Source organism: Neptunomonas sp. ABH4_499 (genome assembly GCF_056160565.1).
The window spans coordinates 1-23,659 of the sequence record NZ_JBSWXK010000026.1 but is presented as its reverse complement, the minus strand read 5'-3'; the positions used below and the strand labels follow the sequence as shown (position 1 = coordinate 23,659).

General features: G+C 51.0%; 27 protein-coding genes and 1 riboswitch. Of the genes, 18 read left to right on the top strand and 9 right to left on the bottom strand.

Annotation, left to right across the window (positions count from 1 at the left end; genetic code table 11):
* Window positions 1-51: 51 nt before the first annotated feature.
* The 3 genes from ACXAF9_RS17575 to ACXAF9_RS17565 all read left to right on the top strand — a co-directional run bounded on the left by ACXAF9_RS17575 (window position 52) and on the right by ACXAF9_RS17565 (window position 2,336).
* A complete protein-coding gene (locus tag ACXAF9_RS17575; protein WP_475076556.1) occupies window positions 52-723 on the top strand; it encodes a hypothetical protein in 672 nt (223 codons plus the stop codon).
* A 14-nt stretch (window positions 724-737) separates the two neighbouring features.
* Window positions 738-1,301, top strand: coding sequence for a FlgO family outer membrane protein (locus ACXAF9_RS17570; RefSeq protein ID WP_475076554.1), 564 nt, complete (start codon window positions 738-740; stop codon window positions 1,299-1,301).
* Window positions 1,302-1,403: 102 nt separating this feature from the next.
* The gene (locus tag ACXAF9_RS17565) at window positions 1,404-2,336 is read left to right on the top strand and encodes a M14 family zinc carboxypeptidase (RefSeq protein WP_475076551.1); all 933 of its coding nucleotides are present in this window, start codon (window positions 1,404-1,406) and stop codon (window positions 2,334-2,336) included.
* A gap of 25 nt (window positions 2,337-2,361) precedes the next feature.
* Here ACXAF9_RS17565 and secB read toward each other — a convergent pair whose 3' ends face one another.
* Genes secB through ACXAF9_RS17550 form a run of 3 tightly spaced genes read right to left on the bottom strand, consistent with a single transcriptional unit; the run spans window position 2,362 to window position 3,539 of the window.
* Window positions 2,362-2,850, bottom strand: a complete 489-nt coding sequence (secB, locus tag ACXAF9_RS17560) for a protein-export chaperone SecB (RefSeq protein WP_475076547.1) — start codon at window positions 2,848-2,850, stop codon at window positions 2,362-2,364.
* A gap of 9 nt (window positions 2,851-2,859) precedes the next feature.
* Window positions 2,860-3,117 carry a glutaredoxin 3 gene (grxC, locus tag ACXAF9_RS17555; protein ID WP_475076544.1) on the bottom strand — a complete coding sequence of 86 codons (258 nt, stop codon included), beginning with the start codon at window positions 3,115-3,117 and terminating at the stop codon, window positions 2,860-2,862.
* 2 nt (window positions 3,118-3,119) lie between these two features.
* Entirely contained in the window at window positions 3,120-3,539 is a 420-nt protein-coding gene (locus tag ACXAF9_RS17550; protein ID WP_475076541.1) for a rhodanese-like domain-containing protein, read from the bottom strand.
* Between the two features lie 163 nt (window positions 3,540-3,702).
* Here ACXAF9_RS17550 and gpmI point away from each other — a divergent pair, with 163 nt between their 5' ends.
* The 4 genes from gpmI to ACXAF9_RS17530 all read left to right on the top strand — a co-directional run bounded on the left by gpmI (window position 3,703) and on the right by ACXAF9_RS17530 (window position 8,704).
* On the top strand, window positions 3,703-5,250 hold the full coding sequence (gpmI, locus tag ACXAF9_RS17545) for a 2,3-bisphosphoglycerate-independent phosphoglycerate mutase (protein ID WP_475076539.1): 1,548 nt from the start codon (window positions 3,703-3,705) through the stop codon (window positions 5,248-5,250).
* Entirely contained in the window at window positions 5,234-6,427 is a 1,194-nt protein-coding gene (locus tag ACXAF9_RS17540) for a murein hydrolase activator EnvC family protein (protein ID WP_475076537.1), read from the top strand. The genes gpmI and ACXAF9_RS17540 overlap by 17 nt, the downstream gene beginning before the upstream one ends.
* Before the next feature lie 95 nt (window positions 6,428-6,522).
* Window positions 6,523-7,845: a S41 family peptidase gene (locus tag ACXAF9_RS17535; protein ID WP_475076535.1), complete on the top strand. Its 1,323-nt coding sequence runs from the start codon at window positions 6,523-6,525 to the stop codon at window positions 7,843-7,845.
* Between the two features lie 58 nt (window positions 7,846-7,903).
* Complete coding sequence (locus ACXAF9_RS17530; protein ID WP_475076533.1) at window positions 7,904-8,704, top strand: divergent polysaccharide deacetylase family protein; 801 nt, start codon at window positions 7,904-7,906, stop codon at window positions 8,702-8,704.
* Here ACXAF9_RS17530 and slmA read toward each other — a convergent pair.
* The 4 genes from slmA to coaBC form a co-directional block, all read right to left on the bottom strand.
* Complete coding sequence (gene slmA, locus ACXAF9_RS17525; protein WP_475076530.1) at window positions 8,678-9,274, bottom strand: nucleoid occlusion factor SlmA; 597 nt, start codon at window positions 9,272-9,274, stop codon at window positions 8,678-8,680. The two genes, ACXAF9_RS17530 and slmA, sit on opposite strands and share 27 nt — an antisense overlap.
* Before the next feature lie 19 nt (window positions 9,275-9,293).
* Window positions 9,294-10,196: an acetylglutamate kinase gene (argB, locus tag ACXAF9_RS17520; protein WP_475076527.1), complete on the bottom strand. Its 903-nt coding sequence runs from the start codon at window positions 10,194-10,196 to the stop codon at window positions 9,294-9,296.
* 166 nt (window positions 10,197-10,362) lie between these two features.
* Window positions 10,363-10,818, bottom strand: a complete 456-nt coding sequence (gene dut / locus ACXAF9_RS17515; RefSeq protein WP_475076523.1) for a dUTP diphosphatase — start codon at window positions 10,816-10,818, stop codon at window positions 10,363-10,365.
* A 25-nt stretch (window positions 10,819-10,843) separates the two neighbouring features.
* Window positions 10,844-12,055: a bifunctional phosphopantothenoylcysteine decarboxylase/phosphopantothenate--cysteine ligase CoaBC gene (gene coaBC / locus ACXAF9_RS17510; protein WP_475076520.1), complete on the bottom strand. Its 1,212-nt coding sequence runs from the start codon at window positions 12,053-12,055 to the stop codon at window positions 10,844-10,846.
* A 120-nt stretch (window positions 12,056-12,175) separates the two neighbouring features.
* On the opposite strand from coaBC, the gene radC reads away from it, so the two are divergent.
* The 9 genes from radC (at window position 12,176) to thiC (ending at window position 20,256) form a co-directional block, all read left to right on the top strand.
* Entirely contained in the window at window positions 12,176-12,850 is a 675-nt protein-coding gene (gene radC, locus ACXAF9_RS17505) for a RadC family protein (protein ID WP_475076518.1), read from the top strand.
* Between the two features lie 172 nt (window positions 12,851-13,022).
* On the top strand, window positions 13,023-13,259 hold the full coding sequence (gene rpmB, locus ACXAF9_RS17500; protein ID WP_475076516.1) for a 50S ribosomal protein L28: 237 nt from the start codon (window positions 13,023-13,025) through the stop codon (window positions 13,257-13,259).
* Between the two features lie 11 nt (window positions 13,260-13,270).
* Window positions 13,271-13,441, top strand: a complete 171-nt coding sequence (gene rpmG / locus ACXAF9_RS17495; protein ID WP_075174222.1) for a 50S ribosomal protein L33 — start codon at window positions 13,271-13,273, stop codon at window positions 13,439-13,441.
* Between the two features lie 64 nt (window positions 13,442-13,505).
* A complete protein-coding gene (gene mutM, locus ACXAF9_RS17490) occupies window positions 13,506-14,321 on the top strand; it encodes a bifunctional DNA-formamidopyrimidine glycosylase/DNA-(apurinic or apyrimidinic site) lyase (RefSeq protein ID WP_475076512.1) in 816 nt (271 codons plus the stop codon).
* Between the two features lie 22 nt (window positions 14,322-14,343).
* Entirely contained in the window at window positions 14,344-15,273 is a 930-nt protein-coding gene (locus ACXAF9_RS17485) for an alpha/beta fold hydrolase (protein WP_475076510.1), read from the top strand.
* Window positions 15,274-15,369: 96 nt separating this feature from the next.
* A complete protein-coding gene (locus ACXAF9_RS17480) occupies window positions 15,370-15,924 on the top strand; it encodes a phosphatase PAP2 family protein (protein ID WP_475076508.1) in 555 nt (184 codons plus the stop codon).
* Window positions 15,921-16,940, top strand: a complete 1,020-nt coding sequence (locus ACXAF9_RS17475) for a glycosyltransferase family protein (RefSeq protein WP_475076506.1) — start codon at window positions 15,921-15,923, stop codon at window positions 16,938-16,940. Before ACXAF9_RS17480 ends, ACXAF9_RS17475 begins: the two co-directional genes overlap by 4 nt.
* A 495-nt stretch (window positions 16,941-17,435) precedes the next feature.
* Window positions 17,436-17,529, top strand: a riboswitch (TPP riboswitch).
* Complete coding sequence (gene thiD, locus ACXAF9_RS17470; protein ID WP_475076504.1) at window positions 17,518-18,360, top strand: bifunctional hydroxymethylpyrimidine kinase/phosphomethylpyrimidine kinase; 843 nt, start codon at window positions 17,518-17,520, stop codon at window positions 18,358-18,360. (Overlaps the previous riboswitch by 12 nt.)
* 18 nt (window positions 18,361-18,378) lie before the next feature.
* Window positions 18,379-20,256, top strand: a complete 1,878-nt coding sequence (gene thiC, locus ACXAF9_RS17465; RefSeq protein ID WP_475076502.1) for a phosphomethylpyrimidine synthase ThiC — start codon at window positions 18,379-18,381, stop codon at window positions 20,254-20,256.
* A gap of 47 nt (window positions 20,257-20,303) precedes the next feature.
* Here thiC and ACXAF9_RS17460 read toward each other — a convergent pair whose 3' ends face one another.
* Window positions 20,304-20,486: an anti-sigma factor family protein gene (locus tag ACXAF9_RS17460; RefSeq protein ID WP_475076500.1), complete on the bottom strand. Its 183-nt coding sequence runs from the start codon at window positions 20,484-20,486 to the stop codon at window positions 20,304-20,306.
* Window positions 20,483-21,058, bottom strand: a complete 576-nt coding sequence (locus ACXAF9_RS17455; RefSeq protein ID WP_475076498.1) for a sigma-70 family RNA polymerase sigma factor — start codon at window positions 21,056-21,058, stop codon at window positions 20,483-20,485. Before ACXAF9_RS17455 ends, ACXAF9_RS17460 begins: the two co-directional genes overlap by 4 nt.
* A 137-nt stretch (window positions 21,059-21,195) precedes the next feature.
* Here ACXAF9_RS17455 and ACXAF9_RS17450 point away from each other — a divergent pair, with 137 nt between their 5' ends.
* Window positions 21,196-22,761, top strand: a complete 1,566-nt coding sequence (locus ACXAF9_RS17450; RefSeq protein WP_475076496.1) for a methyl-accepting chemotaxis protein — start codon at window positions 21,196-21,198, stop codon at window positions 22,759-22,761.
* 67 nt (window positions 22,762-22,828) lie between these two features.
* A complete protein-coding gene (locus tag ACXAF9_RS17445; RefSeq protein WP_475076494.1) occupies window positions 22,829-23,470 on the top strand; it encodes an MBL fold metallo-hydrolase in 642 nt (213 codons plus the stop codon).
* Window positions 23,471-23,659: the final 189 nt, after the last annotated feature.

The window sequence follows — 23,659 nt, the reverse complement described above, 5'->3', positions numbered from 1 at the left end:
ATCGTGTACCTTAGCAACCAAATCGCTTACTATGTAAGCAGCATAAAACGGATGCAGTACAAGGACTCGATGATGAAGAAGGCTTTTCTGTTGGGAGCGGCGGCTCTCAGTTTACAAGGATGCTTCTACGCGCATACTTCGCAAGCGCCAATCGCGCAATCTTACCCACTGACTGAACAGAAAAAGATGCAGGCGATGCATCATTGGCAAGTCCTTGCGGACTTTGAAGCCAAAGGGATTGTTCAGCAGTTGAAGGACCGACCATTGTACGTTGTACCGGGTAAAACTGGCACAGCGTTTGATAACACATTCCGCGAGCTTCTGATGAGCGAGCTGGTTCAAGATGGCGCCACCGTCATGATGAACCCAGCGCGCACCGAGGTTTCGTACGATGTGAACCTTGTTGAGCACAAAGACCAAGGTCATGTGCGTCAACCCGAAGGCACCTACACAGCCCTAACCGCAGGCATTGGCGTATTGTCGATCGCCTCTACATGGTCAGAGCCTGGTTTGGTTGCACTTCCTGTTGCACTGGTTGCTGATGCGCTGGCCGGTAATTTGGTGGATGAAACCGATACCGAAATCGCGATCACAACTCGTGTCACCGAAGGCGGCCGTCTGTTGCACTCTTCGACCAACATCTACTACATCAACTCAGGTGATAAGTCTCAGTATCAGCCGCCTGTTAAACAGACCCGCACCATCAGCGTGACGGATCGATAAGAGGAGGTGATGTGATGGCGATCTCTGTAAAGCCTAAGTGGATTAAAACGTCTTTGGCTCTGGTCATGGGCGCGGTATTACTGACCGGGTGTTCATCGAGCGATGTGAAACCGCGTGTATCCGATCAATCGGTTGATCTAGTCGATGAAGTCTCCGATATCACCAGCTCGTTGATCAAACAGGCGGTTAAGCCGATCAATAAAGATCAAGCGATTTTGGCAACCAGCTTTGCCAGCATTGATAACCTGCAAGAGTCCTCAACGTTTGGACGCTTAGTGGGTGACTCTATTGCCGGTCGAATGGTCGATAGCGGTTTCAACGTGGTTGAACTGCGTTTACGTAACAGTCTATACATGCAGCCGCGCGCCGGGGAATTCATGTTGTCACGTGAGCTTCGTCACGTCAGTGTGGAGCACGATGCACAGGCCGTATTGGTAGGTACGTATGCTGTGGGTGGTGAATACGTGTATGTGAATGCGCGTCTGGTGAGCGTAATGGACAGTCGTGTATTGGCATCCGAGGATTTCCGCTTGCCACTTAATCGTGACATTCGTCGTATGTTGCGTACCACACGCTAAACTGGGTTTTCCCTAAAAAAACCGGCATTATAGGCCGGTTTTTTTGTGCCTAAATGTTAGGCTCTGCCGATAATATGCTTTTCGATGAATGAGTAATAACCGATGAAGTTGAATAGATCGCTTCTTATGGCGGGTATCTTAAGTGCTGCTTTGAGTACTGTCCCCGCAGTACAGGCCAATGCGGACACCTCGCCGGTCACCAAGGAGGTTTCACCCTCGACCTTGGTGAATGATCTTTGCCATAAAATTGGCGCTAAGCTCTCGAGCGTTTCCGAGAAGGAGTGCCGAAAGGTTGGCTTTAATGCGCCTCGCTTTTACTCGGTTAACGGTTTGCCCATTGTTGAAAAACACTTCCCGGCCGACTCTTCGCAAGCGCCTCGTATTTTGTTCATCGGGGGTATCCATGGGGATGAGTATTCAAGTGTCAGTGTGACCTTTAAGTGGTTGAACACTCTGCTTGAACATCACAGTGGCTCTTATGACTGGCACTTTGTGCCTTTGGCCAACCCCGATGGTCTTCTAAAAAAGCGCTCTACACGCGTGAATGCCAACGATGTGGATTTAAACCGAAATTTCACACCCGCTGAAGGATTTGCCAACCCACTGGCGCATTGGCAAGAGCGTGCTAAACGCCGAGCCCGATATTACCCAGGTAAAGCGCCGTTATCGGAACCCGAGACGCAGGTGATCCATCAACTGATTGATGAGTACAAACCAACCGTGATTGTTTCGGTGCATGCACCGCACGGTATTTTGGATTTTGATGGGAATAGCATTCAGCCGCCGAGTCGTCTTGGGCCTTTGTACTTAAAGCAACTGGGGACGTACCCTGGCTCTTTGGGCAATTACGCTTGGTTTGTGAAAAAGATTCCGGTCATGACCATCGAGCTTAAGCATGCGGGGATTATGCCTAAAGCCAATGAGATCAGTCGTATGTGGGTAGACCTTGTTCGCTGGGTTGATAAGAAAACCAAGCAGCAAGTCGATATCGCGAAAGGGGATGATAAAAAGGAGAAAGCAGCGCCTACTCAGTAAGCGCTGCAAAAAAGTGACTCAGGGATCAGTGAGTCGCTTCTTCTGTTTGGCCTTGAGCTTCAGCGGCTGCGCGCTGTAGCTTTTGTGCAAACAATGCATCAAAGTTAACCGGAGCCAGCATCAATGGAGGGAAGCTTGCTTTGGTTACCATGTTATCCACCGCTTCACGCGCGTATGGGAACAGCACGTTCGGGCAGAAAGCGCCCAGTGCGTGCGCTTGTTCGCGCTCGCCCATACCAGAAACCAAGAAAATACCCGCTTGGTGAACTTCAACTAAGAAGGCGGTTTCGCCCTCGTTTTTCGCCGTTACCGTTAAGGTTAAAACCACTTCAAAGTGGTCTGCGCTTAGGGCGTTCGTCGTGGTGTTCATTTCCAGATTGATTTCTGGTTTCCACTGCTTGGTGAACACTTGTGGGCTGTTTGGAGTTTCCAGAGAAACGTCCTTCAGGAAGAGGCGCTGGACTGCAAACTGTGGGTTTGATTGTTGTTGTGCGGCTTGATCGTTCTCAGACATGTCTATTCCTTATCCATTTTGATTCAGTAGGGAGTCGAGTTTTCCCTGTTGTTCGAGTGCAAACAGATCATCACATCCGCCGATATGCAGATCGCCAATAAAAATCTGAGGCACAGTACGTCGACCGGAGCGATCCATCATCTCTTGTCGACGTGTTGGGTTGCCATCCACGTTGATCTCTTCAAACTGGACACCTTTATGGGACAGCAACATTTTGGCGCGTGTACAGAACGGGCACCAATCAGAGCTGTAGATCAGGACGCTCATGATCAGCCCTTCTTAACCACTGGCAGACTTTGACCTTTCCATTCAGTCATACCGCCTTGCATGCGAACGACGTTTTCAAAGCCAGCGTCTTTAAGTTGCTTGCACGCAGAACCCGCTGTTTGTCCTAGGTTGCAAACAACGATGATTGGGCGTGATTTGAATTTCTCAAGCTCACCTATACGACGAGGCAGGTCAGCCAGAGGAATGTGTTTTGCACCGGTGATGTGACCGGTTTCCCACTCTTTTTTGGCGCGAACATCCAGAACAACGGCGTTTTGTTTGTTCATCATTGATGTTGCTTCGCCCGTGGATACAGACTTGCCACCTTTACGGCTCTCAGTGACCAACAACAGCGCCAGTGTTGCAAACCAGGCAAGCACTAGGAAGATGTTGTTTGTGGCGAACTCGATAAATTGTTCCATGAGGTTTCCTAAACATCCTGCGTTAAGACGCATTAAGGCAAATGAGGTCAGGATTATACAACGCTCAAAGAGTCGTTATAAGGGGTAAATCGTCAGGGTTAGCCATAAGGTGGCAATCGCAGTAAAATGGGGGCAATAGTAACCATTAGAAAGGCACAGTTTCATGAATGCTGTTCGTTCTCCTAAAGCGTTAATCATCTTGGATGGCTACGGTATCGAGTCAACACCATCCTCCGCGGTTGAAGCGGCGAATACCCCAACGTGGGATGCGTTAATTGCCAATAACCCAACGGCCCGTATTGCGACCTCCGGCCTTGCTGTGGGTCTGCCGGATGGGCAGATGGGTAACTCTGAAGTGGGTCACATGAACATCGGCGCGGGCCGCATCGTGTATCAAAACTACACCCGTATTTCGAAAGCGATCGAAGAAAAGACCTTGTTCGAGAACGATGTGCTGGTGGCCGGTATGGATAAAGCGATCCAAGCGGGCAAAGCGGTTCATGTGTTAGGTCTGTTATCCCCAGGCGGTGTTCACAGCCATGAAGACCATATGATGGCTTTATTGCAAATGGCTGCTGACCGTGGGGCCGAGCGTATCTATCTGCACGCCATTTTGGATGGCCGCGATATGCCACCGCGCTCTGCTGAGCCTTCGTTGAAGAAAGCACAAGATCAATTAGCCGCCATCGGTAAGGGCGAGATCGCCACCGTGGTGGGTCGTTACTTTGCGATGGATCGTGACAACCGTTGGGATCGTGTTCAGCAAGCGTATGACGCTATGACCTCGGGTAAAGCTGAGTTTACAGCCACCTCAGGTGTGGAAGCTTTAGCGGCTGCCTACGAGCGTGAAGAAAACGATGAGTTTGTGAAGGCGACGGTGATCACTAAAGATGGAACGCCTGTTGGGCTGATCGGTGACGGTGATGTGGTGGTTTGCGCTAACTTCCGTCCGGATCGCGCTCGTGAAATCACTAAAGCCTTCGTTGAAGATCAATTCGATGGCTTTGAGCGCACGGCGCACCCTGCGTTGGCGGATTACGTGATGATGACCGAATACGCATCGGATATTCCTGCTAACTGCGCTTATCCTCCGTTCAAATTGGTGAACGGCCTCGGTGAGTTTTTATCGCAGCAGGGTAAAACGCAGTTGCGTATCTCTGAAACTGAGAAATACGCGCACGTCACCTTCTTCTTTAATGGTGGTGAAGAGTCCGTGTACGAGGGTGAAGATCGTATTTTGATCCCGTCTCCTTCGGTGGCTACGTACGACCTTCAGCCTGAAATGAGCGCACCGGAAATGACCGATAAGCTGGTTGAGGCAATCGAGTCCGGTAAATACGATCTGATCGTGTGTAATTATCCGAACGGTGATATGGTGGGACACACCGGTGTCTTTGATGCGGCGGTCAAAGCGGTGGAAGCCGTTGATCAAAGCTTGGCGCGTGTGATTGCTGCGATGGAAAAAGTGGGCGGTGAAACCTTGATCACAGCGGACCACGGTAATGTTGAGATGATGCTGGACCCGCGTACCGGCCAAGCTCACACAGCGCACACCACCTTCCCGGTAGCGTTGATTTACGATGGCCCTCGTAAAGCCAGTGTGACGTTGGATGATGGTGCATTGTGCGATTTGGCGCCGACGCTATTAACGATGTTGGATTTGGATCAACCGGAAGAGATGACAGGCAAAAATCTTGTTCACTTCGGTTAAGCCGTTCATTGTCAGGCCGCTTGCGCGGCCTTTTTTTGCGTCGAAAAAGCCGCTGCTCATTGCTCTATCTTTGGTGATGTTAGGGGCGGCTCCTTCACACGCAGAGGATCAAAAGGCAACGGAACGCCAATTAGGTTCGCTGAAAAAAGAGATTCAGCAGATTCAGGCGGCCCTTAAAAAGGATCGTTCCAAGGAAAACCAAGCGCAAAGTGCGTTGGCGGATACGGAGCGGGCGTTAAGCGACCTTCAGGTTAAGCTCGATCAACTTGATGAGCAGTTGGGCACCTTGAATCAAGATTTGGGGCAGTTTCAAGCCGAGAAAGCGGAGCTGGAGCAGTCGATCGCTGCGCAAAAAGAAGCGGTCATGGATCTGATTCGTCAGCAATACCGGCTCGGACATCAGCCAAGGCTCTACATGCTGCTCAATCAGCGAGACCCTGAGCGTATCTCGCGCATGTCCCACTATTATGATCACTTCACCAAGGCTCAAGCAGAGGTGATTGATCGCTACCAAGACACACTGGCGTCACTTCAAAAGGCGCAAGTGGGGATCGATCAAACACAAGCCTCTTTGGTCGCGAACCGCGCGGCGCTTGCGAAAGAGCTGGAATCGCAAAAAAGCCTGAAAAGCCAGCGGGCCAATCAAGTTGCGGCACTCAAAAAGCAGGTCAAAAATCGTCAGAGTGAGCTTGCTAAAAAACAAGCGGATCAGAAGCGGTTAGAGGCGTTGCTGGCGAAGATCATAAAATCGGTTGAAGCGGCACGTCTTGAGCAAAACAACAAAGCGTTCAAAACCTTAAAAGGGCAATTAAATTGGCCTATCAAAGGGCGCGTACTCACCGGTTACGGCAGTGGCTCCGATAACATCACTTCAGATGGACTGGTCATTGAAGGCAGCATAGGCCAGGCCGTGAAAGCGGTGCATCACGGTCGGGTGGTCTTCTCGGATTGGTTGCGTGGGTACGGTTTGTTATTGATTATCGATCACGGTGATGGCTATATGAGCTTATATGGTCATAACGATGCGTTGAAAAAAACCACCGGTGATTGGGTTCAGCAGGGAGAAACCATCTCCTCTGTGGGTCAAAGTGGGGGTTACAGCCGTCCTGCACTGTATTTTGCCGTTCGATACAAAGGCAAATCCGTTGATCCAATCAGTTGGCTGTCAAAACGATAGGCGTTACGGAACCTTCGGGAGAATGCGGCCTCACTAAAGAGGGCGTGCCAGAGCGATGCTCACCGAATGAGCCGCGATACAAGGAACATCAGACAATGCGAACACCTTCTGTGCTTTTATCCAACCGTTTTATTAAAACCCCGCTGTTGATGGCATTGGGTCTGGTGATCAGTGGGGCGGCGATGGCCGATCAAGCGCCTGAGCAGCCCACAAATGATACGCTGCCGCTTGAGGAGTTGCGTCGATTCAGTGAAGTGTTTGATCGCATTAAACAAGCGTACGTTGAGCCTGTGGACGATAAAAAAGTCTTAGAAGATGCGATTCGCGGCATGATCGCAGGCTTAGACCCTCACTCAAGTTACCTCGAGCCCGACGCCTTTGAGGAGCTTCAAGAGCACACCACAGGTGAGTTTGGTGGTGTTGGGGTTGAGATTACCCAAGAGGATGGGTTTATCCGGGTCATCAGTCCTATTGATGATACTCCGGCGGAAAAGGCGGGCATTAAAGCCGGCGATATCATTACCCGCGTGGATGGCGAGTCGGTTCAAAGCATCGGTGTGGATGAAACCATCAACCATATGCGCGGCGAACCTGGGTCTAAAATTAAGCTCACCATCATTCGTGAAGGGGTGCAAAAACCCTTAGAGCTGACCATTACGCGTGACATCATCAAGGTAACCAGCGTGAAATCGCGAAGCCTTGGCAACGGCTTTGGCTACGTGCGTATTACTCAATTCCAAAGTAACACGGGTTCCGATCTGAAAAAGGCACTGAAAAAGCTGCAAGCCGAGACTCCGTTAACCGGCGTCGTGTTGGATTTGCGCAATAACCCAGGCGGCGTTTTGCAAGCTGCTGTTGAAGTGGTCGATGCCTTTGTAGATGGTGGGCTGATTGTCTATACCGAAGGGCGGATTAACAGTGCGGATACGCAGTTTAACGCCACCAAAGCGATGTCGGTTGGTAATGTCCCTGTGGTGGTCTTGATCAACAGTGGTTCGGCCTCGGCCTCTGAGATTGTTGCCGGTGCGCTCCAAGATCAGAAACGAGCGGTCATTATGGGCACCACCAGCTTTGGTAAAGGCTCGGTGCAAACGGTGCTGCCGCTCTCGGATGATCGTGCTTTAAAGTTGACTACGGCACGCTACTTTACGCCAAGCGGTCGCTCGATTCAGGCGCAGGGGATTGAACCTGATGTCGTGGTCGAAGAGGCCGAGATTAAGTCCGTGAAAAATATCGACTTCCCGAAAGAGAGTGACCTGATGGGGCACTTAACCAACGGCGAAGAAGGCGCGGCGATCAGTGATCAAGAGCTGGCCGCTGCGCAGCAATCCTTGGCCGAGCGTGATTACCAACTCTATGAGGCGTTGAACCTACTTAAGGCGCTCTCGATTGTGAAGCCTGCTTCATCCGCACCGTAAGGACAGTTGTAGTCGACTTATGTTGTTATCCACAAGATCAGCGCCCGCTCGGGCGCTGATGTTCGTTTTGAGCCTCCTGTTTGGGCTCTGTTTTCAAAGCGCTCAAGCGGATACCGAATTAGCGCCAGCGATCACCATCATCATTGATGACATCGGGAATAATCTGGCGGAGGGAGAAGCCGCGATCGCGCTACCAGGCCCTGTTACCTATGCCGTCTTACCTTTTTCAGCATTTGGAAAAACGCTGGCGGAAAAAGCCCATGCTGCAGGAAAGCGCATCATGCTGCATGCGCCTATGGCTAATACGCATCACTATAAATTAGGCCCAGGCGCGCTAACGCCAGACCAAAGTGAAGCGCAATTAAAAGCCACTTTGCGTAAAGACTTAGCCGCGGTTCCGCATGTGGCGGGCGTCAATAATCACATGGGCAGTCTGCTGACACAAAACGAAACAGCGATGAGCTGGGTGATGGATGTCGTTAAAGAGCAGAACCTGTTTTTTGTTGATAGCCGCACCACCGCAAAAAGCGTGGCTTATGCAACGGCTAAAGCACATCAGGTTCGCGCGCTGGAGCGTGATGTCTTTCTCGATCATAAAATCGAGCGGGCGTTTATTCAGGATCAGTTTTTAAAAGCGGTGTTGATCGCTCGAAAATACGGTGAAGCGGTGGTGATTGGGCACCCGTATCCAGAAACCATTCACTTCTTGCAAGAAGCGCTTCCGGCATTGGATGAGGCGGGGGTTCAGCTGATATCAGCGCAGGCGATGTTGCTTAGGGTTGAAACAAAAGCCACTTGGGCAAAAGAGCATCACCCAAGTGACGGTGTGGACTCAGTCCCGGAAGATGCCGACCGCTAAACGCGCCCACTGGTCTTGCCAGTGTTCGGTTGGACGACGACGAAACTCACTGCGGACAAACTGGCGTATGTGACCTTCGATCACAGTCATCATTAAGTTGGCCGAGATACCCGAGGTGGTGTGGGTGCGTAAGCCTTCTTTCAGTTCAGCCTCGCGTAAAAGTTGCTTAAGCTGAGTTTCCAAGCGTTCAAAGAACTGATTCACACGGGTGCGTAACCGATCTGTTTCACCGGCCAAGGCATCCGCGGTCAAAATACGCGCCATACCAGGGTTGCGTTCAACAAAGGCAAGCACCAAGGTCAGAATCTGTTCGCATTGACGCGTCGCTGGGCTGTCCGAGCTTGTGATCATGTTCACGCGGCTAAAGATCGTATCTTCGATAAAGCCAATCAGGCCCTCGAACATACGCGCTTTGCTGGGGAAATGACGGTAAAGCGCCGCTTCCGATACGCCGACCTCTTTGGCCAGCGCAGCCGTGGTGATCCGTTGTCCTGGATTAACTTCCAGCATTTGAGCTAACGCCTGAAGGATCTGCTCCCGACGTGATAATTTTTGTGTGTTATCGCTCATTAAGCTTCAATGTACCGTATTACAGAGTGTGGTTTGTGATCAGGGTACCAACGCCCTCATCGGTGAAAATTTCGAGAAGGCATGAGTGCTCAACACGACCATCAATGATGTGCGCACTGTTCACACCGGCTTTTACCGCGTCCAACGCACAGCCGATTTTTGGCAGCATGCCGCCATAGATGGTGCCATCTTCAATCAGAGCGTCCACTTGTTCGGTGGACAATCCGGTCAGGATTTTACCCTCTTTATCCATCAAGCCTGCGATGTTGGTCAGTAAGATCAGCTTTTCAGCTTTCAGTACTTCAGCCACCTTACCGGCGACCAAATCCGCATTGATGTTGTAAGACGCACCGTCTGGGCCTACACCAATAGGCGCGATCACAGGGATAAAGTCCGAATTGACCAACATGTCCAATACGTCGGTATTCACGGTTTCGACTTCGCCTACGTGGCCGATATCGATGATCTCAGGCGCCGACATCTCTGGTGTTTTGTGCTTAACACGCAGTTTACGTGCTTGCAGAAGACGTCCATCCTTCCCCGTAAGGCCGATCGCTTTACCGCCGTTGGCGTTGATCATGCCGACGATCTCTTTGTTCACCATGCCGCCGAGCACCATCTCAACCACATCCATGGTTTTAGAGTCGGTTACGCGCATACCGTTGATGAAGTGAGATTCGATTTTCAGCTTCTCAAGCAGGTCGCCAATTTGAGGGCCGCCACCGTGAACCACAATCGGGTTGAGACCGATCAGTTTCATCATAACGATGTCACGTGCAAAGCTGTCTTTCAGCTTGTCGTCGGTCATCGCATTACCGCCGTACTTGATGACAATGGTCTTTCCGGCAAAGCGCTGAATGTAAGGGACCGCGATGCTCAAAACTTCGGCGGTCGTCATGGCTTGTGAGCGATTAAGTGGCATTTCGAATATCTCCCAAAAAGCGAAAACTGTCCTTGCCCTGCAGGTGAGTGCTAAGTCTCTGCCATACAGGTTTGGGGTTAAGCGGCTAACGATAGCAAACTTTGAGCATCAGCGCCGTGGATTCTTTAGAAAGACTCGGCGCTTAAACTCAAAGGTGAGTGAACGGTTACTTACGGCCTGTTGAGCCAAAGCCGCCCTCGCCACGGTCGGTTTGATCAAATTCATCGACAACTTCCAGCTGCGCTTGAACCACAGGGACCAGTACCAATTGCGCTAAACGCTCAGAAGGCTCCAGCGTGAAGGCAGTATTGCCGCGGTTCCAGCAAGAGACAAAGAGTTGGCCTTGGTAATCCGAGTCGATAAGGCCAACCAAGTTGCCCAGCACGATGCCGTGTTTATGGCCAAGGCTTGAGCGCGGTAAGATCATTGCGCACAGGTTTGGGTCCGCGATGTGGATCGCAAGCCCTGTAGGGATCAGTTCCGTTTGCCCAGGCTCCAGAGTGATCGCCTCGTCGATGCAGGCGCGCAGATCCATACCCGCCGAGCCTTCGGTAGCGTAAGCGGGTAGTGGCATGGTATCGCCGATGCGTTTATCCAGAATTTTGACCTGAAGAGCCGTCATTGGGTGTCCTCTTATATCTTCGTTACTAATCGTTGTTACGTGCCGGTAGGTACTCGGCAATGTGGTGAATCAATTGGGAAGCGAGCTTTCGCTTACTCATTTTGGGTAAAGGCTCGATAGAATCTTCGCTGATCAAGGTCACTGCGTTATCGTCGCTGTTAAAACCGATGCCAGGTTCTGATACATCGTTGGCGATGATCAAATCCAATTGCTTGCGAGCGCGTTTGCTTTTGGCGTACTCGATCACATCTTGAGTTTCAGCAGCAAAGCCAACAGTGAAGGGGCCATTGTCCATGGCCGCAATCGTCGCAACTATATCGGGGTTTTTGACCAAGCGAAGCTCCATGATCTCTTCTTTGCCTTTTTTGATCTTTTGCTCCGCCACGGCGGCAGGGCGGTAATCCGCGACCGCAGCGCAGGCGATGAATACGTCGCAGCTGTCTGCGGCAGTCTGTGCGGCAAACAGCATATCTTCGGCGCTGACCACATCAATGCGCTGTACATGATCCGGTGTGGCTAAATTCACAGGCCCCGCAATTAGGGTTACATGGGCACCGGCGTCTACCGCGGCCTCGGCCAGGCTGAACCCCATCTTGCCAGAGCTGTGATTGGAGATGTATCGAACAGGGTCCAACGCTTCGCGGGTCGGGCCTGCAGTAATCACGACGGATCGGCCGCTTAACGCGCCTGTGTCAAATTGGGATGCAACATTAAGAAGGATCTCGGCCGGTTCGATCATTCGTCCAGGGCCCACATCACCACAGGCTTGTTGGCCATCAGCTGGACCCCACAGAAGAACGCCTTGGTTTTCCAATTGTTGTGCATTGGCTTGAGTTTGCGGGCTTCGCCACATCGCTTGGTTCATCGCAGGCGCCAAACAGATGGGGGCATCGGTCGCTAAGCATAAGGTGGTGAGCAGGTCGTTGCCCATACCGCTGGCCATACGAGCCATAAAATCAGCCGAGGCGGGAGCGATGACTAAAAGGTCAGCCCATTTGGCAAGCTCGATGTGGCCCATGCCGGCTTCGGCTTCGGGGTCGAGCAGCTCGGTGTGTACCGTATGACCGGACAGCGCTTGAAGCGTCAAGGGTGTAATGAACTCCTGAGCGGCTGGGGTCATCACGATGCGTACGTCTACACCGGCGCCTTTAAGCAAGCGTGTTAGCTCAGCGCTTTTGTACGCTGCGATGCCGCCAGTGATCCCCAATACGATCTGTTTGTTCGTCAGTTGATGCATACACCTTAACCTGTTGGCTGTCGTTCATATAAGGGGCTGTAAGATACCACTTCGCCCGAGGGTTGCGTAGCGCCAATCGGGTACAACCTCTGTTTCCACACAGTCTCAAGGAACGAGTTCGTGGCGATTACTGACTGGCCTAAGGCCGAGCGACCGAGGGAAAAACTGCTCTCACAAGGTCCATCTTCTTTATCCGATGCCGAATTGTTGGCCATCTTTTTACGTACTGGTATCAAAGGCGTCAGTGCTGTGGATCTGGCGCGTGATCTTCTATCCCGTTTTGGCGGGCTTCGTGAGCTGCTCGAAAGCACTCAAACCCAATTTTGCCAAGCACCGGGGCTTGGGGATGCTAAATTTGCTCAGTTACAAGCGGTATTGGAGATGGCAAGACGCCACCTCAGCGCCACGCTTGAGCGAACCGATGTGATGAACAGCCCTGAAGCGGTGCGTCAGTACTTACGAGCCAAGTTACGTCACGAAACGCAGGAGGTGTTCGCCTGTTTGTTTCTCGATAATCAACACCGTGTGATTCGGTACGAGCCGATGTTTGCAGGCACGATTAATGCGGCGGCGGTCTACCCGCGGGAGATCGTAAAGCGTGCGCTGGTCCTGAATGCGGCCGCACTGATCTTGTCGCACAATCACCCCTCCGGTGTTGCCGAGCCTTCCCGTGCTGATCGAAACATCACCGAGCGCATTCAGTCCGCGTTGGCGCTGGTGGACATCCGTGTGCTGGACCATCTTGTTGTCGGCGATGCTGATGTGGTGTCGTTTGCGGAGCGGGGGTGGATCTAACCCTAAATAAAAGTTGGCATTGATTGATGGTTTTCTGTACAATGCGCCGCTCTATTCATCCGGTATGGGATTTTGTCCTGGGTTTGGACGCTCCGCCTGAGGCTTAAGTAGCAATCTGAATTGCGGCAAAGCCGATAATCATCTGAATAGAAATATCCTAAGAGGTGTAAAAATGTCTAAAGTTTGTATGGTTACAGGCAAGCGCCCTGTAACAGGGAACAACGTTTCCCACTCACAACGTAAAACTCGTCGTCGTTTCCTGCCTAACCTGCACTGGCACCGTTTCTGGGTAGAGAGCGAGCAGAAGTTCGTACGTCTGCGTGTATCTTCTAAAGGTATGCGTATCATTGATAAAAAGGGTATCGATTCAGTTCTGACTGAAATGCGTGCCCGTGGCGAAAAAGTATAAGGAGCTAGACGATGGCTGCTAAAGGTAATCGTGAAAAGATCCGTCTGGTTTCTTCTGCCGGTACAGGTCACTTCTACACAACTGACAAAAACAAGCGTAACATGCCTGAAAAATTCGAGATCAAAAAGTTTGATCCGGTTGTTCGTAAGCACGTTATGTACAAAGAAGCGAAAATCAAGTAATTGATCCGACGCTTTGAAAAACCCGGCCTTTGCCGGGTTTTTTTATGCCACAAAGGAGATCATCATGCCTGAGTTGCCCGAAGTAGAAACCACGCGCCGTGGCATTGAGCCACACTGTAAAGGTCACACCTTGGCCGAATTGGTGGTACGACAGCCAAAGCTACGCTGGCCGGTGCCGGTGGAGACGCTAAAACGTTTGGAAGGCAAAGTGCTTCACTCGGTGGAGCGCCGGGGGAAGTATCTACTGATGAACTTTGATGATGGCGCGATGGTGGCCCACTTAGGTATGTCGGGCAGTATGCGAGTGCTGACCGAGGGCGCAGGCCCTGCTGCAAGGCACGATCATATCGACTGGATCTTCGATAACGGTGTGGTGGTGCGGTACACCGACCCACGACGCTTTGGTTCATTGCTATGGCAGCCTCACGGTGAGACGATCAAACTGATCGAAACTTTGGGGCCTGAACCGCTGTCCGATGAGTTCGATGCAGCCTATCTACACGCGCAATGTAAAGGTCGCTCAATCGCAATCAAACAACGGATCATGGACAGTCATGTTGTGGTGGGGGTCGGTAATATTTACGCCAATGAATCCTTGTTCTTTGCAGGGATTGATCCCCGAAAACCGGCCGGTAAGGTGTCAAAAGCGAAAATCACCTTATTGGTAGAGCATATCAAGCGTGTCCTAGCTCGAGCCATTGAACAGGGTGGCACCACGTTAAAAGATTTCGTCAACTCCGATGGCAAGCCGGGTTACTTTGCCCAATCCTTATCGGTGTACGGTCGTGGTGGTGAGCCGTGTCATGTGTGTCAGAGTGTGCTAAAAGAGATAAGAATGGGTCAGCGCACAACGGTGTACTGCCCGAAATGCCAGAAATAGCCTATTCAATAGGCAAGGGGGAGTGGTGTTTTTAGATCCGTTTTATCTGTTTTCAGCGCCCACTCCGCCTACGGATGATAAAAGCCTTCGTGATCGGCTGCGGGATAAGATGGCCTTGTCCGACCTTCAGCATCGCGAAGTGTTTCACATCGATGAAGTGCACTGCGAGCGCTACCCAGCAAACAACTCGCCTGCCCCTCAGTCATCCGCCCCTGAGGACCTTCCGCCTTTAATGGTGTTTCTGCCCGGTTTAGGGACCTACTCAGAGCTGTATGCGCGCTTTTTATACGGCGTGTCACAGCAAGGTTTTGAAGTTATCTCGTTGGATTACCCAGGGCATGGTTATTCTGGTGGTCGCAGGGGGGGATACAGTGTCACTTCGGTTCAAGAGGCCGTGCATGCCTTGTTGGATCGCTTTCATGCCGATCAACGTAAGGTTGTACTTTGGGGATATTCCATTGGCTCTTTGCTGGCGCTCGCGTCGGCAGAAGCGGATGAACGTGTCGATCAGGTGATCACACAAACCCTGATACTTGGCGAATACCCACCTGATTGGTTGCATCAAATGGGGTGGAGTTGGCTTGGGGTCAGTGCGCCTTGGTTTCCAAGCGGGCGGGTGTCGATGCGATCCATGCTCGATTTTGATCAGTTGATCCGTCTGCATCCGGCTAAAGACGAGATTTTGAAAGACCCCTTAATGATCTACGAGTACCCGCTCTCGACGTTAAACTCGTTGTTCAGTTACCGACTGCAACGCAACCGGGACCCTAACGCGTTTTCGATTCACGTGTTTCACGGTGATCAAGATGAGGTGTTACCCGTCTCCTATACACAGCGCCTTAGTCGTGAGCTCCCTTATGATGTGTCCGTCACCCAGATGTCCGGTGGACACATGCTGTTGTGGGATGATCCGCAAACCTTGATTGATCTTACCGTCAGTGTCCTTCGATAGTCGATGAGTTTGTCATTAGAGCGTCAATAAGCTGTCATCGTATTGTCACTCAGGGCGTTCAGGCTAGCCTCGATCACCAAATGCGAGGACACCGGTATGCGCGCCTTCAACAATCCATTTCGCATGGACCGCCTGACCGCTTGGGACCGTATAGGCTACGAGTGGGTTCAGGGCGTTCGAAGTAGCCATCTACACTTAGCCAGCGTAAGTCGCTGGGTTTCACGGCTAGGCGATGGCCTTCTATACGCATTAATCGGTGTGCTGGTGGCGCTGAATGATGCGGAACTAGGGCGGTTGTTCCTAACCGTGGGCGTGATCGCGTATTTGATGGAGTTGCCGGTGTACTGGGGCCTGAAAAATGCGATTCGACGTCCAAGACCGTTCCATACCTCCAAAGTCCCTTCGGTGATTTTACCTTCTGATCAGTTCAGTCTTCCTTCTGGCCACGCGGCGGCGGCTTTTGTGTTTGCAACCGTGGTCGCTCAATTTTACCCAGAATACGGTGTGCCCGCTTATCTGTTGGCCAGTTGTATCGGAGCCTCCCGTGTGGTGTTGGGCGTGCATTATCCAACGGACATTGTGGCGGGGGCGGCGTTAGGTGTTTTGTCGGCGGAAATCGCATGGCGATTGATGATGGTGGGAGCACTGTGAAGATACTCTACGGCGTACAAGCAACCGGAAATGGACACATTACCCGCGCTCGTGTGATGGCGCCGGCCCTGAAAGCGGCAGGCATCGAAGTGGATTATCTGTTCAGTGGACGACCTAAAGAAGCGCTCTTTGATATGGAGTGCTTTGGCGACTACCAAGTCTTTCGTGGTATGACCTTCCATATGGGCGACGGCGCCAAGGTTCGTCCATGGACGACACTGATGAACAATAGCCTGACTCAGCTGATTAAAGACGCTCGCGCTCTGGATCTGGATGGCTATGATCTAGTTTTAACCGATTTTGAGCCTGTTACCGCTTGGGCGGCCAAATTTAAAAAGGTCAAAGCTGTTGGATTAGCGCATCAATATGCGTTTAAGCATAAACTGCCAGACAAAGGACTTTCTTTGCTACTGCGCCCTGGTGTGTCGATCTTCGCGCCTGTGAATGTTCCCATTGGTGTGCATTGGGATCACTTTAACCGAGATATCATCCCGCCTTTGATTTCGCCGCCGCGCTTTGAACGCTCCATCGAGGATAAACAGATCTTAGTGTATCTGCCATTTGAACGAGCTGAGACGCTCACGCGGTGGTTTTCTGGGTTTCCGGATTACACATTTCACGTATTTGCAAAGTGCGATGCCCCTTATCAGGTAGAAAATGTGCAGTTTAATCCGCTCTCGCGTGATCAATTTGAACAATGCTTAGCACGTTGTGATGGCGTGATATCCAACTGCGGGTTTGGCTTGGCCAGCGAGGCGATGCAGTACGGGAAGCGGTTCTTGACCAAACCGATGAAAGGCCAGTCCGAGCAGCGCTCGAATGCGATTTTGCTAGAGTCACTTGAGCGAGCTACCGTCATCGATGAGTGGAATCGGGCGCACGTTTCGGATTGGTTAGCAACACCCCATCCCGAACCCATGTCATTTGCTGGTGTTGCTGATCACATAGCCGCTTGGATCGCCTCTGGTGCGACCTTGCCGGTCAGCTCTGTCATTCAGCGTTGCTGGATGCGTTAGTCGGTCTTTCGCTATTTACCCTTCTAAATCCATGTATTACTGAACTTAAGAGTGCTGTTCTGAAAGCATCAGAGCTGTGCTTTGATATGAGTTCGTAAGCGCGGGCAGTGTTGAGATCAATTAAGAGTAAAGATGTGAAAGGTGATTAAGCCGAACGGCGTTTTGAACCCCAGAAAGACAGAAGGCTCCGCAAATCCTTTGCAGAGCCTTCATTTTGGCTTCCATTTTCCATGCGGTACAGGTTAAACCTGGTGCTTCCTTGCGTACATCCTTGTGTCCTTTCCGCTTGTCGAGGCCATCCTTACATTCGTTCCATGAACAGGAGATCCACGGTTGTTATTATGGCGATCGGTGATTTTTAAGATATAGGAAAAAGTCCTATTTTTAGTAGGAATACTTGAATGTGTATTCAAAAGGTATCTTTTTCGTTAATGAGGGCGGCAAAACACGAAAAACAGGTGTCTAGACACTATCAAGGAATCACCGTACACTGATCTTATCTTGACGGGGTGCCAGATGGTCTGGCTGAGATGATACCCGTGAACCTGATCCAGCTCGTACTGGCGTAGGAATCGAGATGACATATCAATCAGAACACTCGTGTATCCAAAATGCACTGACCATTGCAGGTTCCGACAGCGGTGGTGGTGCGGGCATTCAAGCCGACCTCAAAACCTTTTCCGCCTGTGGCGTGTTTGGCACTTCTGTCATTACAGCCATCACGGCTCAGAACACTCACTCTGTTACTGCTATTCACCCTGTACCTTCGGATGTGATCACAGCTCAAATCGAAGCGGTATTATCGGACATCCGCATTAGCGCGATCAAAGTCGGCATGCTTGGCGATGCGTCCACCATCGAAACCGTGGCATCTGCGCTTAAAGCGAATGTTTATGATGGCCCGCTCGTTGTCGATCCGGTCATGGTGTCGAAAAGCGGCGATCGATTGCTCAAAGCAGAAGCCATTCATGCTTTGCAGTCGGTTTTGATACCGCAAGCAACCTTGATTACACCGAACCTGCCGGAAGCAGTGGAGCTGTTAGGTGTGCCTGAGCCCAATAGCGAGCAAGCGATGCAAGCCATGCTGCCCATGTTATTGGAGCTTGGCTCGCAATGGGTGTTGCTCAAAGGCGGTCATCTAAACGGCGACTCATCGGTCGATTTGCTCAGCGATGGCCGCACGACGCTGCGGTTTCCAACTCAACGTATACCCACCAAGAATACTCATGGTACCGGGTGTACGCTCTCTTCTGCCATCGCCTCGGGGCTTGCTAAAGGGCTGGATATGCCCGATGCCGTTTCACAAGCAAAAGCGTTTGTGACCGAAGCGATCAAAGCGGCAGACCAATTACAGGTGGGGCAAGGACATGGTCCTTTGCACCACTTCCACGCGTTCTGGAACGCTCAGAATAAACAATAACCAACGCAAGAATCCGTCATGAAAGATAAACGCCATCTCAGCCAGTCTGCCGAAGTGGATCACGCTTCTGTGCAACCGTTTCCTCGTTCTCGCAAAGTGTACATTGAGGGTTCGCGCCCCGATATTCGTGTTCCGATGCGTGAGATCAGCCTAGACGATACACCCACCGCTTTTGGTGGGGAAAAGAACGATCCTCTCTATGTTTACGATACCTCCGGCCCCTACACCGACCCAGAGGCTTCAATCGATATTCGCAAAGGTCTGTCACCTTTGCGACAAAACTGGATTTTAGAGCGAGAGGATACCGAGCAGCTTAATCAACTCAGCTCCGAGTATGGGCGGGTGAGGGAAGCGGATCTTCGCTTAGATCAGCTCCGCTTTGAGCTCACACGTAAACCGCGTCGAGCAAAGCACGGCCACAATGTGACCCAGTTGCACTATGCACGACAAGGTATAGTGACTCCAGAGATGGAATACATCGCCATCCGAGAAAACATGAAGCTTGCGAAAGCCCGCGCCGAAGGGCAAAGCGTGGCTCAACAGCATCCAGGCTTTAGCTTTGGAGCAAACCTGCCGGAGGAGATCACCCCAGAGTTTGTTCGCCAAGAAGTGGCCGAAGGCCGAGCGATCATCCCGGCCAATATCAATCACCCCGAACTTGAGCCTATGATCATTGGTCGCAATTTTTTGGTGAAGATCAATGGCAACATTGGTAACAGCGCATTGACCTCCTCCATTGAAGAGGAAGTTGAAAAAATGACCTGGGGAACGCGCTGGGGTGCTGACACCATCATGGACTTATCTACAGGGCGCAACATACACGAAACACGCGAGTGGATTCTGCGTAACTCACCTGTCCCAATTGGTACGGTGCCTATCTATCAAGCGCTTGAGAAAGTGAAGGGTGTAGCAGAAGACCTCAACTGGGAAGTGTTCCGCGATACACTGATCGAGCAAGCAGAGCAGGGCGTTGATTACTTCACGATTCACGCCGGTGTATTGCTTCGATATGTACCGATGACCGCGAAGCGTATGACGGGTATCGTTTCGCGCGGCGGCTCTATCATGGCGAAGTGGTGTTTAGCTCACCATAAAGAGAACTTCCTATACACGCATTTCGAAGAGATCTGCGAGATTTGTAAAGCCTACGATGTGTCGTTCTCGCTGGGAGATGGTCTTCGTCCGGGGTCGGTTTACGATGCGAATGATGAAGCGCAGTTTGCAGAGCTCGAAACCCTTGGTGAATTAACCAAAATTGCTTGGAAGCATGATGTGCAGGTGATGATCGAAGGTCCAGGTCACGTTCCTATGCACATGATCAAAGAGAACATGGATAAGCAGTTAAAAGAGTGCCATGAGGCGCCTTTCTACACGCTTGGTCCATTAACGACAGATATTGCCCCAGGGTATGATCACATCACCTCCGGTATTGGTGCAGCGATGATTGGTTGGTACGGTTGTGCCATGCTGTGTTATGTCACGCCGAAAGAGCACCTTGGTCTTCCGAATAAAGAGGATGTAAAAACCGGCATCATCACCTACAAAATCGCAGCGCACGCGGCTGATCTTGCAAAAGGGCACCCGGGCGCACAAATACGTGATAATGCGATGTCCAAAGCGCGGTTCGAATTCCGGTGGGAAGATCAATTTAATATTGGTTTAGATCCCGATACCGCGAAAGCGTTTCACGACGAGACGTTGCCAAAAGAGTCCGCCAAAGTTGCGCACTTTTGCTCTATGTGCGGCCCTAAGTTCTGCTCAATGAAGATCTCGCAAGAGGTCCGCGAGCTAGATGAGGCTCAGGTCGCGGCGATCAATGCCCAGGCCGAAGAGGGGATGCAACAAAAATCGGCCGAGTTTAAAGAAACCGGCGCAGAGATCTATCACAAGATCTAATCAATCAGAGGCGTTGCTGATGGGCAGCGCCTCCGATTTTTAGTTCTCTAATCCTGCTCGGGCTGATCGCGTTTTCGGCATGTCTCGTGCAGAAATCCCATCTGTCGATTGCAGCGGGAGCACTTGCTGCACATCATCAAGTGCATTCGCAACGAGAGTCGATCCATCAACGCAAGATCGGTATCGAGTTTTTTAGACATCAGGTAAGAGGCTTTCTTACAGGACTTCATTGATCCCCCTCCTTCATAAACCAGCCTTGCTCGACGCAACCACGAAGTTTCAATCGTGCTCTGTGTAAAATCGTCCAGCAGTTTTGTTCAGTGATCGACAAACACTCGCAGATATCGCCGGTATCCATCTCCATCAGTTCACGAAGTGCGAACACTTTGGCCGTGTTTTCAGGAAGGTGCAGCAAACAGAAATCAAACACCTGCCAAAATTGTGATTTGAAATGGAGGTCTTCAGGCGTTGACCAGCTTTCAGGGGTTGCTTCGGGCTGCCAATGTTCGCCGCCATCGAAATAATTATCTAAGTCGATCTCTTCCGAGTCATTATGGAAGAGGGTTCGCTCTTTGGCCCGTTTGCGGACAAAATCGATGAGTTTGAATTTTAAGATACCGAAGATCCAAGTATCCAAGCGTGAGCGGCCTTCGAAACAGTCTAAGCGCTCGACAGCCGCAATCAGTGCGTCTTGAACGAGGTCCTCTGCTAAGTCTCGAGAATCGGTTTGCAATTGGCAAAAGGCGATTAATCGAGGACGCAACTCCTGTAAATGATCATTGAGCTCGTTGAGCGTGGTCATATGCAATCTCGCTAATATCGATGCCGACATTATAGAAAAGTTTATAAAGATCGGTAACTCCCGGCCGACAAATAGCGTAAGAAAGTGACTTTGTTCATATTCAATTCATTTAAGAAAAACAAGGCAAAGGAGTGGCTATGTCGTCGGCAGCCATTACAGGCAAAGAAGCAAGCTTTGCGCAGCGTGAGCAGTTGATCTCTACCACGGATCTTCAAGGGCGGATCACTTACGCGAATGACCACTTCATTCATATTAGTGGTTATACCAAGGATGAGCTCATCGGAGCTCATCACCGAATTGTTCGCCATCCTTTTATGCCCAAAGCGGCTTTTGAAAATATGTGGGCGACGCTCAAGAAAGACCAGCCCTGGCGAGGCATTGTGGTCAACCGTTGTAAGGACGGTGGTTTTTATTGGGTAGATGCGTATGTGACACCTATCTATGTGAATGGCGAGAAGGTCGGATATCAGTCGGTCCGAGTAAAGCCAAGTGAAGAGCTGAAAAAGAAAGCGACGGCGCTGTACACAACATTGAACAGCGGAAAGAACCCGCTACCCTCTCAATGGCTCTCGCCTAAAATGCTGCTTGCGTGGGTCACGATATTTGCGGCCTTGATCACAATGTTAGTTGCAGGGGTGACTGGGCAGTGGCTCCTTGGGGCGGTCGCTGTGATATCTGAATTGGCCATCGGTGGTGTGGCATATGCTTTGGTGGTGAAACCACTTTTATCGCTGGTGGCCAAGTCCAAGTCCATCAGTAACAACCCTGTCATGCAGTATTTGTATACAGGGCGATCCAATGGGATTGGCTCCATAGATTACGGTCTGCAAATGCTAGCGGCTTCAAATCGGACGGTTCTCGGTCGTTTGGATGATTTCTCCGGTGAAATTGAACAGGTTGTACTTCGAACCGAACAGATCGTAAATCACTCAAGATCCGGTATGGAAAGCCAAACCAAAGAAACGGAAATGGTGTCGGCCGCTGTGACAGAATTGGCTGCATCCGCGCAAGAGATCTCGCAGAATATGATGTCGACGTCGGAGGCGGTTGTTAAAGCCTCGGATGAGGCTCAAGGTGGTCGAGTGCATCTGGATCAAATCGTCGCGGCGATTTCCCGTATTGATGAGCAGATGGGCAGTGCCGAACAGGAGGCCGGTAACCTCAAACAGCACACGGTAGAAATTGAACATGTCATCGGTGTAATTACCGAAATAGCGGAACAGACTAACTTGTTGGCATTAAACGCTGCGATAGAAGCGGCACGAGCTGGTGAGTATGGTCGTGGATTTGCTGTTGTTGCCGATGAGGTCCGTACTCTAGCCACAAGAACAAAAGAGTCGACGCAGTCGGTTAGAATGACCGTCGAGAATATCGTGGGCTCAGTGGGACAGGTCGTAAATGTCTTGGATGATACAAAGAATGCGGTGACAGACAGCCGTAAGGTGTCCGATAAGGTCGAGCAAGTATTCGATGCGGTAACAGAATCGATGCAAGGTATCTCTGAGCGTACGGTCAGTGTGGCCAGTGCGGCTGAGGAGCAAACCGCTGTTGTGGATGAAATTCAACGTAACGTGGACTCGCTTCGCAAATTATCTCAAGAGAACGAACGCCTAGCGCAAGACAGTGAGCAGTCCACTTCGGAACTCAAAGGCTTGCAGCGCCAGTTAAACTCCATGGTTAAAGCCTTCGAAAATCGAAGCTAGTCAACCTCCATCTCATCATAGGCTTTCGTGCAAGGGCTCAGTATACTGGGCCTAAGCAGGAGGCCTTATGCAATATCGAATCATTCCCGTTACCCCTTTCCAGCAGAATTGCACACTCTGGTGGTGTGAAGAAACTCGATCAGGTGTCGTTGTAGACCCCGGTGGAGATCTCAATCTGATTCAGGCTGCCATCGAAGAAGCCAACATCACTATCGAAAAGATCTTGTTAACTCACGGTCATCTGGATCACGTTGGTGCAACGGGTGATTTAGCCGCGGCATATAATGTTCCAATTATTGGGCCTCACAAAGGGGATGATTATTGGATTGATGGCTTGGATAAACAGAGCCAAATGTTCGGTTTTCCGAAAGTGACGGCCTTTACGCCTACCCAATGGCTTGAGGAAGGTGATCAGGTGGCGGTAGGTAATCAGGTACTTGAGGTGTTTCACTGCCCAGGTCATACGCCGGGCCATGTTGTGTTTTACCACTGTGCAAGCCAGGTAGCTCAAGTGGGGGATGTGTTGTTCAAAGGCTCTATAGGACGAACAGACTTTCCGGGCGGTGATCATTCGGATTTGATCGCTTCTATTAAAGGTAAGCTTTTCCCGTTAGGTGATGATGTGGAATTTATTCCAGGCCATGGGCCCACCTCGACACTGGGTCATGAACGAAAGACAAATCCGTTCGTGTCGGATCATCGTGGATAGCGATAACGTCTATTTGCTATTAGCACCAGACTAAGTAAAAAGGTGCCCCGAAACGCCCTCTGTGTGAGGGCGTTTTTCGTTTTCGTAAATAATTTACAAAAATATGAAAGAAAGGTGTTGACGCCAGATCTTAAATCAGTAGAATTTGCGCTCCCAACCAACGAGGGGTTCAAACCAAAGCGGTTTCAC

Coding starts and splice junctions, on each gene's coding strand:
- ACXAF9_RS17575 (WP_475076556.1), top strand. CDS start 52: ATGCAGTACAAGGACTCGATGATGAAGAAGGCTTTTCTGTTGGGAGCG.
- ACXAF9_RS17570 (WP_475076554.1), top strand. CDS start 738: ATGGCGATCTCTGTAAAGCCTAAGTGGATTAAAACGTCTTTGGCTCTG.
- ACXAF9_RS17565 (WP_475076551.1), top strand. CDS start 1,404: ATGAAGTTGAATAGATCGCTTCTTATGGCGGGTATCTTAAGTGCTGCT.
- secB (WP_475076547.1), bottom strand. CDS start 2,850: ATGTCTGAGAACGATCAAGCCGCACAACAACAATCAAACCCACAGTTT.
- grxC (WP_475076544.1), bottom strand. CDS start 3,117: ATGAGCGTCCTGATCTACAGCTCTGATTGGTGCCCGTTCTGTACACGC.
- ACXAF9_RS17550 (WP_475076541.1), bottom strand. CDS start 3,539: ATGGAACAATTTATCGAGTTCGCCACAAACAACATCTTCCTAGTGCTT.
- gpmI (WP_475076539.1), top strand. CDS start 3,703: ATGAATGCTGTTCGTTCTCCTAAAGCGTTAATCATCTTGGATGGCTAC.
- ACXAF9_RS17535 (WP_475076535.1), top strand. CDS start 6,523: ATGCGAACACCTTCTGTGCTTTTATCCAACCGTTTTATTAAAACCCCG.
- ACXAF9_RS17530 (WP_475076533.1), top strand. CDS start 7,904: ATGTTCGTTTTGAGCCTCCTGTTTGGGCTCTGTTTTCAAAGCGCTCAA.
- slmA (WP_475076530.1), bottom strand. CDS start 9,274: ATGAGCGATAACACACAAAAATTATCACGTCGGGAGCAGATCCTTCAG.
- argB (WP_475076527.1), bottom strand. CDS start 10,196: ATGCCACTTAATCGCTCACAAGCCATGACGACCGCCGAAGTTTTGAGC.
- dut (WP_475076523.1), bottom strand. CDS start 10,818: ATGACGGCTCTTCAGGTCAAAATTCTGGATAAACGCATCGGCGATACC.
- coaBC (WP_475076520.1), bottom strand. CDS start 12,055: ATGCATCAACTGACGAACAAACAGATCGTATTGGGGATCACTGGCGGC.
- rpmB (WP_475076516.1), top strand. CDS start 13,023: ATGTCTAAAGTTTGTATGGTTACAGGCAAGCGCCCTGTAACAGGGAAC.
- rpmG (WP_075174222.1), top strand. CDS start 13,271: ATGGCTGCTAAAGGTAATCGTGAAAAGATCCGTCTGGTTTCTTCTGCC.
- mutM (WP_475076512.1), top strand. CDS start 13,506: ATGCCTGAGTTGCCCGAAGTAGAAACCACGCGCCGTGGCATTGAGCCA.
- ACXAF9_RS17480 (WP_475076508.1), top strand. CDS start 15,370: ATGCGCGCCTTCAACAATCCATTTCGCATGGACCGCCTGACCGCTTGG.
- thiD (WP_475076504.1), top strand. CDS start 17,518: ATGACATATCAATCAGAACACTCGTGTATCCAAAATGCACTGACCATT.
- thiC (WP_475076502.1), top strand. CDS start 18,379: ATGAAAGATAAACGCCATCTCAGCCAGTCTGCCGAAGTGGATCACGCT.
- ACXAF9_RS17460 (WP_475076500.1), bottom strand. CDS start 20,486: ATGAAGTCCTGTAAGAAAGCCTCTTACCTGATGTCTAAAAAACTCGAT.
- ACXAF9_RS17455 (WP_475076498.1), bottom strand. CDS start 21,058: ATGACCACGCTCAACGAGCTCAATGATCATTTACAGGAGTTGCGTCCT.
- ACXAF9_RS17450 (WP_475076496.1), top strand. CDS start 21,196: ATGTCGTCGGCAGCCATTACAGGCAAAGAAGCAAGCTTTGCGCAGCGT.
- ACXAF9_RS17445 (WP_475076494.1), top strand. CDS start 22,829: ATGCAATATCGAATCATTCCCGTTACCCCTTTCCAGCAGAATTGCACA.